This is a genomic window from Yersinia thracica (genome assembly GCF_902170565.1).
GTDB classification, from domain to species: Bacteria; Pseudomonadota; Gammaproteobacteria; order Enterobacterales; family Enterobacteriaceae; genus Yersinia; species Yersinia thracica.
On sequence record NZ_CABHXX010000008.1, the window covers coordinates 71,598 to 82,610 of the forward strand.

The following is an 11,013-nucleotide window of genomic DNA, read 5'->3' on the forward strand; positions in this document are numbered from 1 at the left end:
CGCCCTGAATTATCATAATGTTTTCAACATCGTGACTTCGCAATCAACATGACCGGTGTTTCCCATCGGGCCATTGATATGCTCAAAACCTAATCTTTCGTATAAACCTACAGCACTGGTCAGGCTCGCTGTCGTTTCCAGATAGCAGTGACTAAAATCCTGCTGGCGGGCAAACTCAAGCGCTTGTAATGCCAATTGTTTTGCTAACCCTTTACCGCGCAATATGGGTAGAAAATACATTTTCTGCAACTCACAAAGGGAAGCTTCGCCACCAGACAAAGGTGCCACGCCACCGCCGCCCGCAATATTTCCATCCACTTCAATCACCCAGTAAGCACTGCGTGGCTGGCTGTACAGCTCATACAAGTGATCCAAATTAGGGTCCGACACGGTATAGCCTTTATCGGCGGTTAAGCCGAACTCAGCTGAAACTTCGCGGATGACATTGGCGATAGCGAGATTGTCTGCGGCGAGGATGGGGCGCACCAACAGGCGGATAGGTGTGGCTGTGGTCATGCTCTATAAACCCAAAGGTAATAACTTAGTTATAATCTGTAATACCATCTATACCCGCCATACTTCAAGCTGTATGTGCATTGGCCGCCTTCCGACAACTCGAATTAAATGCAATGGTAAAAAAAACTGGAGACCAAATGATTATGGCCCCCAGTGAGTGCTTACTTCATGTCAGATTGAATTACAGTGCGGCGATAGTCGCCTGTTGTTCAATTAACTTCTGCTTGGCTTCAGCACAGGCCGCCATTCTTTCGCGCTCTTTGGCAACCACGGCTTCTGGCGCGCGCGCCACAAAACCTTCATTACTCAATTTACTTTCGATGCGCTCAATCTCGGCTTCCAGCTTCGCCACTTCTTTTGCCAGCCTCTCCAGTTCGGTGGCCTTATCAATCAGGCCAGCCATTGGGATCAACACCTCTGCACCTTCAACCAATTTGGTCACAGATACCGGGCCTTTATCACCGTCAGCTAACAGAGTGAGAGAAGACAAACGGGCTAGCGACTGGATGAAACTCTGGTTTTCCAGCACACGGCGCTGAGCTTCAGCACTGGCTCCGCGCAGCATCACTTCCAGCGGTTTACCTGGCGCGATGTTCATTTCAGCCCGGATATTACGCACCGCAATAATGGTTTGCTTGATCCATTCCAAATCGCTTAGGGCTTTTTCATCCACCTGGCTGGCGTCATATTCCGGGAAAGGCTGCAACATAATAGTATCCGCAGTAATGCCTTTCAGGGTTTTAACCCGCTGCCAAATAGTCTCTGTGATGTAAGGAATGATTGGGTGTGCCAGACGCAGCAGGGCTTCCAGAACTTCAATCAGAGTATGGCGAGTTCCACGCAGTTCAGCTTCAGAACCGCTGTTCATCACCGGCTTGGTCAGTTCCAAATACCAGTCACAGAACTGATTCCAGGTAAATTCATACAGAATACCGGCCGCCAAATCGAAGCGGTAAGTGTCCATTGCTTCGCGGTAGGCTTTGATCGTCTGATTAAATTCGGCCAGAATCCAACGGTCAGCCAGTGACAGCACCATCTCGCCGCCATTCTGCCCGCAATCTTGCCCTTCGGTGTTCATCAGCACGAAACGGCTGGCGTTCCACAGCTTGTTGCAGAAGTTGCGATAACCTTCCAGGCGCTTCATATCCCAGTTGATATCACGGCCAGTCGAGGCCAAAGCTGCCAGCGTAAAGCGCAGGGCGTCAGTACCGTGCGGCTCAATGCCGTTCGGGAACTGCTTCTCGGTGCGCTTGCGGATTTTCTCTGCCAGTTGCGGCTGCATCATGTTGCCGGTACGTTTTTCCAGCAACTCTTCCAGTGATATGCCGTCAACCATATCCAGTGGGTCGATAACGTTACCTTTCGACTTGGACATTTTCTGCCCTTCGTCATCGCGGATAAGGCCGGTCATATACACGGTTTTAAACGGCACCTGCGGCTTACCATTTTCATCCTTCATAAAGTGCATGGTCAGCATGATCATGCGGGCAATCCAGAAGAAAATAATGTCGAAGCCACTGACCACAACACTGGTCGGGTGGAAAGTTTTCAGTGCTTCGGTTTGCTCTGGCCAGCCCAGTGTGGAGAAAGTCCACAGGCCAGATGAGAACCAGGTATCCAGTACATCTTCATCTTGACGCAAGGCCACATCGGCGCCCAGATTATTTTCGCGGCGCACTTCGGCTTCATCGCGGCCGACGTAAACTTTACCCTGCTCGTCATACCAGGCCGGAATGCGGTGACCCCACCACAATTGGCGGGAAATACACCAATCCTGAATGTCGCGCATCCATGAGTAATACATATTTTCGTACTGTTTCGGTACGAATTGGATCTCGCCGTTTTCGACAGCTTCGATGGCCACTTTAGCCAGTGGAGCGGTGCGAACATACCATTGGTCGGTCAGCATCGGCTCAATAACTACGCCGCCACGGTCGCCATAAGGCACCGTCAGGTCGTGCGCTTTAACTTCTTCCAGCAGGCCGAGTTTATCGAATTCAGCCACCACGGCTTTACGGGCAGCAAAGCGCTCCAAACCTTGGAACTGTTCTGGAATTGCGCCGCTGCAAGCATCGGACGCTTCGCCATTGGTATCAAAGACTTCGGCTTCTGTACGGATATCGCCGTCGAAAGTCAGAATGTTGATCATCGGCAGCGCGTGGCGCTTACCCACTTCATAGTCATTAAAGTCATGCGCTGGCGTGATTTTCACACAGCCGGTGCCTTTTTCCATATCGGCGTGTTCATCACCGAGGATCGGAATGCGGCGGCCCACCAGTGGCAGGATCACTTCTTTGCCGATCAGATCTTTATAACGCGGATCTTCTGGGTTTACCGCCACGCCGGTATCACCCAGCACCGTTTCCGGACGGGTGGTGGCGACCACCAGATAATCTTTGCCTTCGGCTGTTTTGGCACCATCGGCCAGCGGATAACGCAGATGCCACATAGAGCCTTTGGATTCGCGGTTTTCCACTTCCAAATCAGAAATAGCGGTGCGCAGTTTCGGATCCCAATTCACCAGGCGCTTGCCACGGTAAATCAGATCTTCTTTATGCAGGCGGACAAACACTTCTTTAACCGCATTGGACAGGCCATCATCCATGGTGAAACGCTCGCGCTCCCAATCCACAGAGTTACCCAGACGGCGCATTTGGCGAGTAATGGTGCCGCCAGATTCGCCTTTCCACTGCCAAATTTTGTCGATAAACGCTTCACGGCCGTAATCGTGGCGAGTTTTGCCTTCTTCAGCAGCAATTTTGCGCTCAACCACCATTTGGGTCGCGATACCGGCATGGTCGGTTCCGGCTTGCCACAAGGTATTTTTGCCCTGCATGCGTTGGTAGCGAATCAAGGTATCCATGATGGTTTGTTGGAACGCATGGCCCATATGCAGACTGCCGGTGACGTTCGGCGGCGGGATCATGATGCAGTAGCTTTCTTTGCTGGTATCGCCGTTCGGCTTGAAATAACCCTGTTTTTCCCAGTGTTCATACAGCGGCTGTTCGATTTCCTGTGGGCTGTATGTTTTATCGAGGGACGGCTCAGTTTTGTCGATATTAGAAGGTGTGTTTTCCATTTTCTTTTTATTTCAATTAGTTGGCGGCGTTGCCGTGGTCAAGTGGAAGCCGACGCTGCGATAAGACTTATATCGGTCGCGCGCCAACTGTTTCAAATTTTCTTCGTAAGGAACGAAGTCTACCACTTCATGGAAAGCGGTGGCAAAACCTGCGAACTCAGGCAGCAGGCTAATCAGGAGGTCGCGAGGAGAATTTCCGCGTCGTTCCGGCCACGCCAGTTCGACTGGCGCACCATACTTTGGCCCTTCACCGGCCAGATTATGGGGCACAAATTGCTCAGGTGCCCGTTGCCACAGGGCTTCATCTAGCCGTTGGGCTTGCTCCTGATTTTCACAGGCGATCAGCACCCGTTTGCCTGCCCGCCAACGTTCAGCCGCGATCTCGCAGGCCAACGCTTCATGAGCGCGCAGCTCACCCGCGGGCGTGTCGTGTTCAAGCAGATAAAAGGTGGCGTTCTTCATAGGTTCTCAGCACCCTTCGTCCTTGACGCCGCAGGGGTGTTGGCTGCACTCACTCACCCGAATCACTTACTGATGTAAGCTCATCGGGATGAGTTCGTTTGCCGCCTACCTGCAACCCCAATTACTTTGGGTGTATATCAAATGGAATACATCAAACGATTAATCGTCGCCGTTTAGCCCTGCGCGGTTAAGCAAGAACTGGGATAACAACGCGACCGGCCGGCCAGTTGCGCCTTTGTTCTTGCCCGAACGCCATGCTGTACCCGCGATATCCAGATGCGCCCAGCTATATTTACGAGTAAAGCGCGACAAGAAACAGCCCGCGGTAATGGCGCCACCAGCACGGCCACCAATATTCGCCATGTCGGCAAAATTGGAATCCAACTGCTCATAGAACTCATCACCCAGCGGCAAGCGCCATGCGCGGTCACCGGCCTGTTCAGACGCCCCAATCAGTTCGTGAGCCAATGGATTGTGATTCGACATCAAACCGGTGATGTGATGGCCTAATGCCACAACACAAGCACCCGTCAGTGTCGCGATATCAATCACCAGTTCTGGATCGAAACGCTCGACATAGGTCAATGCATCACACAGCACCAGGCGGCCTTCGGCATCAGTATTCAACACTTCAACAGTCTGGCCAGACATGGTGGTGAGGATATCACCTGGGCGATAAGCACGGCCACCCGGCATGTTTTCACAGCCCGCCAGCACACCAATGACATTCAATGGCAATTGCAGCTCAGCCACCACGCGCATCACGCCATAGACAGTTGCCGCGCCGCACATGTCGTATTTCATTTCGTCCATACCTTCGGCAGGTTTAATCGAAATACCGCCGGAGTCGAAGGTCAACCCTTTGCCCACCAGCACAATTGGCTTAGCGTCCGGGTTTGGATTACCTTTATATTCTATCACTGACATCAATGATTCATTCTGCGAACCATGGCCAACAGCGAGATAAGAGTGCATTCCCAGCTCTTTCATTTGCTGCTCACCAATCACGCGGGTGATGATGTTGGTGCTGAATGCATCGGCCAACTGGCGCGCTTGCGAGGCCAGATAGGCGGCATTACAAATATTGGGTGGCATATTACCCAAATCTTTAGCCGCTTTAATGCCAGATGCCACTGCCAGACCATGCTGGATGGCGCGCTCACCGCTGGTCAGTTCGCGGCGGGTTGGCACATTGAACACCATTTTGCGCAACGGACGACGAGGCTCGGTTTTATTGCTTTTAAGCTGATCAAAGGTATAAAGCGTTTCTTTCGCTGTTTCTACCGCTTGGCGCACTTTCCAGTAAGTATTGCGGCCTTTAACATGCAGTTCAGTGAGGAAGCAAACAGCCTCCATTGAGCCGGTGTCATTAAGGGTATTGATGGTCTTCTGGATCACTTGCTTGTACTGGCGCTCATCAAGCTCTCGCTCTTTGCCACAGCCAATTAACAAGATGCGCTCGGAGAGAATATTCGGCACATGGTGCAGTAACAGCGTCTGCCCGACTTTGCCTTCAAGTTCACCACGGCGCAGTAAAGCGCTGATGTAGCCATCACTAATTTTGTCGAGTTGTTCGGCAATGGGAGATAGACGGCGGGGTTCGAAAACGCCGACTACAATACAGGCACTGCGCTGTTTTTCCGGGCTGCCGCTCTTTACACTGAACTCCATGCACTCTCCTGAATCTTAAAGACAAAGGCGGGAGCTACCGCTAGAATGTAGCACTCCGCAACGATCTCTCTCCGTTGTGTTAACGACGTGTGTTAACCTTAACGGCATAAGTTGTTTTGTTTTGGCGACTATAAGCATGTTCCTATAGGACACCTAAACGCTAGATGCTGTAATACTATTTTAGCTGTGAAGGTTGCCATATGATGAGAATAAATGGCGGATTAACGATGAAACTATCGATTTTCCTGCAAAAAGACAAGTTTTCACAGGCGTATTAGCGTGATCATCATTAGATATCTGGTACGGGAAACACTTAAGAGCCAAATTGCGATTCTGTTCATCCTGCTATTAATCTTCTTTAGCCAGAAGTTAGTACGGATATTGGGCGCTGCGGTCGACGGTGAAATCCCCACAAACTTGGTTTTATCCCTTTTAGGGCTCGGTGTGCCGGAAATGGCACAACTTATCCTACCATTAAGCTTATTCCTTGGCTTATTGATGACGCTAGGTAAATTGTACACGGAGAGTGAAATCACCGTAATGCATGCCTGCGGCATGGGCAAAAAATCCTTGATTATGGCTGCATTAATTCTGGCACTGATAACTTCAGCGCTGGCAGCGGTCAACACTATCTGGCTTGGCCCTTGGTCTTCTAAACATCAAGACGAAGTACTGAATGACGCCAGAGCTAACCCTAGCCTGGCTGCTCTGGCTGGTGGGCAGTTTAAGTCTTCAACAGATGGCAATTCAGCCTTATTTATCGGTAATGTGACGGGCAAAGAGTTTAACCGTGTATTTTTGGCACAATTGCGGCCAAACGGTAATCAACGCCCCTCTGTCGTGGTAGCAGACAGCGGCCATATGACCGAACGGCCGGACGGCTCACAAGTGGTTATCCTAAACAAAGGCACCCGCTATGAAGGCACGGCATTGTTGCGCGACTTCCGTATCACCGATTTTGTCGATTACCAGGCTATTATTGGTCATCAGGAAGTACAGCAAAACAATAATGTCGCTGAGCAGATGACCATGAAACAGCTGTGGGACTCGAGCAAACTTGATGCGCGTGCGGAGTTTCATTGGCGTCTGACGCTTATTGTATCGGTGATCATTATGGCATTGCTGGTGGTGCCGCTCAGTGTAGTCAACCCGCGTCAGGGCCGTGTTCTGAGTATGTTGCCCGCCATGCTGCTCTATTTGATTTTCTTCTTGTTACAAAGCTCCCTGCGCTCTAATGCAAGTGGTGGCAAGTTGGACCCCTTGATTTGGATGTGGACTGTGAACGGTGTGTACTTTGCGGTGGCGGTGATATTGAACCTGTGGGATGGCCTGCCGGCTCGTAAGTTACGTGCTCGATTGAGAGGTGCTGCCTGATGTTTGGTGTATTAGACCGCTATATCGGACGGACTATCCTCAATACCATCCTGATGACCTTATTCATGCTGGTATCGTTGTCCGGCATTATCAAGTTTGTCGATCAGTTACGCAAAGTCGGGCAGGGCGATTACTCTGCGGTTTCTGCGGGCATGTACACTTTGCTAAGTATCCCTAAGGATATCGAGATATTCTTCCCGATGGCGGCGCTGTTAGGTGCATTGTTGGGCCTGGGCACTTTAGCTACGCGCAGTGAATTGGTGGTGATGCAAGCATCAGGTTTTACCCGCATGCAAATCGCCGCTTCGGTAATGAAGACCGCGATTCCATTAGTGTTACTGACTATGGCTATTGGTGAATGGGTTGCCCCGCAAGGTGAGCAGATGGCGCGTAACTTCCGTGCACAGCAGATGTACGGGGGGTCATTATTATCGACGCAAACTGGTTTATGGGCGAAAGACGGTTCCGACTTTATTTATATCCAGCGAGTGTCGGGTGATAACGAGCTAACAGGGGTCAATATTTATCATTTTGATCAACAGGATCGTCTGCTTTCGGTTCGTTATGCCGCCACGGCAACGTTTGAAGACAATCTGTGGCGCTTATCGCAGGTTGATGAATCTGATTTAAGCAATCCAAATAAAGTGACTGGCTCACAGACACTAACCGGTGAGTGGAAAACTAACCTAACACCAGAGAAGTTGGGGGTGGTCGCTATGAATCCGGATTCGCTTTCTATCAGCGGATTGCATGATTACAGCAAATACCTGCGACAAAGTGGGCAAGAGTCGAGCCGATATGAACTAAATATGTGGGGCAAGATATTTGCGCCATTCTCGGTTGCCGTGATGATGCTGATGGCGCTGTCATTTATTTTTGGTCCATTACGCAGTGTGCCAATGGGGGTTCGGGTGGTTACCGGTATCTTCTTTGGTTTTGTTTTCTATGTATTGGATCAAATTTTCGGCCCACTTAGCTTAGTTTACAGCATCCCTCCGGTCATCGGCGCGCTGTTACCGAGTATACTTTTCCTCCTAATCAGTGTTTATTTGCTGCTAAAACGGCGTTGATGGTGGTTTTTTCAACACTTAGACTAAACTTGGTGGGATAACAGTTGCATGCGGACTTCGGGTAGGTATAATTCACCTCGTTCTCCGCATACTACTTCAGTGCCGAAGTGGCGAAATCGGTAGACGCAGTTGACTCAAAATCAACCGCCGCGAGGCATGCCGGTTCGATTCCGGCCTTCGGCACCATTAGTATGAAAATCAAGTCACCGCAAGGTGGCTTTTTTTTGCCTGTCGTTCAGCAAAGTCCATTATCTTCCGTAAAAGTCTATATAAAACAGCATCTAACATTCTGGTGATTTTTGCCACTTCTCCATTCTGGTATTTCTACGTCCATTAGCAGCCATCATCACTGGGGGTCAAAATGGGGGTCAGCTCGGTTCGGAAAATTTGTGACCCCCAAATATGCGTCAGATATAGGTGGTATCAGCCTTTGTGAAGATCTTAGCGGGGTAGGTTGTAGCATCGGGGAGTATCTCTTTACAAAGGACATTTTTGGGGTGTCCTTTGTGCAGAGATAATTAGGCACTATCGTTTTTAGTAATATCATTGATTAACATAATTTTTTTGTAGGAAAGTCAGTTTAAATTTTGCCTTTATCACCCGTTGACAGCCATAACACTCCAATAGCATAGTGAGCGCTTTCTGGGTTCTATATGGATGTGACCCCCAATGGCGCTGACTGATGCCGCAATTCGAAATGCCAAACCTCGCGATAAAGCTTATAAACTCACTGATGCTCAAGGACTCTATCTACAGATACAACCTCGTGGAACTAAGCTCTGGTACCTTAAATTCCGTATCAATGGAAAGGAAAGCCGCATTGCTTTTGGTGGTTATCCTGCCATCAGCTTAGGGCAGGCTCGAGCTGAGTGTGATAAAGCGAAAGCACTGATCGCGCAAGGCATTAGCCCGACAAACAAGCGTGAACAAGAAAAAGATATTATACAAAATACGCATACCTTTGAGTTGGTTGCACGCGACTGGCATGCCAGTAACAAGAAATGGTCTGCACAGCATTCTGAGCGCGTTCTGCGCTACTTCGAGATGTATTTGTTTCCTGCTATTGGTCAGCGAAATATCGATGAGCTAAAAATCCGTGATCTACTTGCCCCTTTAAGAGTGGTTGAGCAGACGAGAAAATTAGATGTGGCCGCACGACTGCAACAACGGATTACCTGTGTGATGCGCTACGCTGTCCAGAACGGTTTAATCGAATATAACCCGGCACAAGACCTCGCAGGTGCTTTAGTTACCCGTAAGGCAACTCACCGTGCGGAGCTCCCGCTAGAACGTCTCCCTGAGTTGTTATTACGCATGGATTACTACTGTGGCAGGCCATTGACCCGGATGGCGGTAAAGCTATGTCTGTTGGTATTTATTCGTTCAAGTGAACTGCGGTTTGCCAGATGGGATGAAATCGATTTGGAAAGAGCCTTATGGACACTACCGGCAGAGAGGGAAGTTATCGATAAGGTTAGATACTCGCACCGAGGCTCAAAAATGAAAACTCCTCACTTGGTGCCATTATCCAGGCAAGCTATTGCCGTTCTTGAGAAAATTAAGACATTAACCCAAGATGAAAATCTGGTGTTCCCTGGTGATCACTATCCCAACCGACCCATGAGTGAAAATACCATTAATAATGCGTTACGCCGTATGGGATACGATACCAAAACAGAAGTTTGCGGTCATGGCTTCAGAACAATGGCCTGTAGTGCTTTGGTTGAATCAGGTATGTGGTCACGTGATGCAGTAGAACGGCAGATGAGCCATCAGGAACGTAACAATGTCCGTGCGGCCTATATCCACAAAGCCGAACATATGGATGAAAGAAGACTCATGGTGCAATGGTGGGCGGATTATTTGGATAGGTGCCGCGATGGGTATGTGGTGCCTTATCATTTCAGCGGAAAGGATTCTCCGGAATGATAATATATTAATGTTTATAAAGGCGTTACAGGTGTGGTGTTCACTATTATGTTTAACACACGGATATCGCCCGAGTAATAAGTATGAACAATATTGGGTGTAGCCTCATCTATTGCACTACATTTGTAATGCGCTATACTGCATTACAAATGTCATTACAGGAGATTTTTAAAATGGGTACTATCCAAATTCGTGTGGATGATGAACTGAAGAAAAGTGCATATCAGGCGTTTGAAAAACTGAATCTTTCGCCTTCTGATGCATTACGCCTGTTCCTACGTTATGTTGCAGAGAACGAAAAGCTGCCTTTTTCAGAAGTATCCGTCATGGTCAGTAATCAAGATGAGGATGCTGATATTTTGGCTGTTGTCCGTGAACGTTTGAAAAATCCTGCAAAGCGTATCAGAGTAAATATTGATGACCTTTAATATCGACTTTGACGAACGGGCATTAAAAGAATGGCACAAACTAGATAAAACTATCCGAGAGCAATTTAAAAAGAAACTAAGAAAATTACAGGAAAATCCCTATATTGAGTCAGCACGTTTGCACGGTGATCTGGCTGGTTGTTTCAAAATAAAATTACGCGCATCTGGCTTTCGGTTAATTTACCAAGTTATCGATGAGGAGATTGTGATTTGGATCGTTGCTGTTGGTAAACGGGAAGCTGAAAAAGCTTATGATATTGCCAAGAAGCGAATCCAATAGGGGACTTATTGAGATGTTTTTATGTTGCGTTATGACGGCTATGGGTAACCCATTAATATCGATTAAATAAACAAGTAGATAATTATCTATGTAGCATTTGAATTGCTCTTGGGAGTATTAGAAATTCTGTGTCATTCCGCTAAAGTATTTAAAAAGAGGAATGACATATGACTCAATCTTTCGATTTTGAAAAAGCGCTAAAAG

Annotated in this window: 9 protein-coding genes and 1 tRNA gene; 6 read left to right on the forward strand and 4 right to left on the reverse strand. The window is 48.7% G+C overall.

Annotation, left to right across the window (positions count from 1 at the left end):
* Nucleotides 1-12: 12 nt before the first annotated feature.
* The 4 genes from FTA91_RS01215 to pepA form a co-directional block, all read right to left on the reverse strand.
* Nucleotides 13-516: a GNAT family N-acetyltransferase gene (locus tag FTA91_RS01215; RefSeq protein ID WP_050114439.1), complete on the reverse strand. Its 504-nt coding sequence runs from the start codon at nucleotides 514-516 to the stop codon at nucleotides 13-15.
* 181 nt (nucleotides 517-697) lie between these two features.
* Nucleotides 698-3,595 carry a valine--tRNA ligase gene (locus FTA91_RS01220; RefSeq protein WP_050114438.1) on the reverse strand — a complete coding sequence of 966 codons (2,898 nt, stop codon included), beginning with the start codon at nucleotides 3,593-3,595 and terminating at the stop codon, nucleotides 698-700.
* 12 nt (nucleotides 3,596-3,607) lie between these two features.
* Nucleotides 3,608-4,057: a DNA polymerase III subunit chi gene (locus tag FTA91_RS01225; RefSeq protein WP_005186594.1), complete on the reverse strand. Its 450-nt coding sequence runs from the start codon at nucleotides 4,055-4,057 to the stop codon at nucleotides 3,608-3,610.
* A 159-nt stretch (nucleotides 4,058-4,216) separates the two neighbouring features.
* Nucleotides 4,217-5,728 (reverse strand): leucyl aminopeptidase, encoded by a 1,512-nt coding sequence (gene pepA / locus FTA91_RS01235; RefSeq protein ID WP_004389286.1) that lies wholly within the window; start codon nucleotides 5,726-5,728, stop codon nucleotides 4,217-4,219.
* Nucleotides 5,729-6,007: 279 nt separating this feature from the next.
* Between pepA and lptF the strand changes: the two genes are divergently transcribed.
* From lptF to FTA91_RS01265, 6 genes are all read left to right on the forward strand, one after another.
* Nucleotides 6,008-7,102: an LPS export ABC transporter permease LptF gene (lptF, locus tag FTA91_RS01240; RefSeq protein ID WP_050114437.1), complete on the forward strand. Its 1,095-nt coding sequence runs from the start codon at nucleotides 6,008-6,010 to the stop codon at nucleotides 7,100-7,102.
* Nucleotides 7,102-8,172: an LPS export ABC transporter permease LptG gene (lptG, locus tag FTA91_RS01245; protein ID WP_050114436.1), complete on the forward strand. Its 1,071-nt coding sequence runs from the start codon at nucleotides 7,102-7,104 to the stop codon at nucleotides 8,170-8,172. Before lptF ends, lptG begins: the two co-directional genes overlap by 1 nt.
* 101 nt (nucleotides 8,173-8,273) lie before the next feature.
* Nucleotides 8,274-8,358: transfer RNA gene (locus FTA91_RS01250), tRNA-Leu, on the forward strand.
* A gap of 483 nt (nucleotides 8,359-8,841) precedes the next feature.
* A complete protein-coding gene (locus tag FTA91_RS01255; protein ID WP_145582794.1) occupies nucleotides 8,842-10,101 on the forward strand; it encodes a tyrosine-type recombinase/integrase in 1,260 nt (419 codons plus the stop codon).
* Between the two features lie 173 nt (nucleotides 10,102-10,274).
* Nucleotides 10,275-10,529: a type II toxin-antitoxin system RelB/DinJ family antitoxin gene (locus FTA91_RS01260; RefSeq protein WP_145582795.1), complete on the forward strand. Its 255-nt coding sequence runs from the start codon at nucleotides 10,275-10,277 to the stop codon at nucleotides 10,527-10,529.
* On the forward strand, nucleotides 10,519-10,809 hold the full coding sequence (locus FTA91_RS01265; protein ID WP_145582797.1) for a type II toxin-antitoxin system RelE family toxin: 291 nt from the start codon (nucleotides 10,519-10,521) through the stop codon (nucleotides 10,807-10,809). Before FTA91_RS01260 ends, FTA91_RS01265 begins: the two co-directional genes overlap by 11 nt.
* The last annotated feature ends 204 nt before the right edge of the window (nucleotides 10,810-11,013 follow it).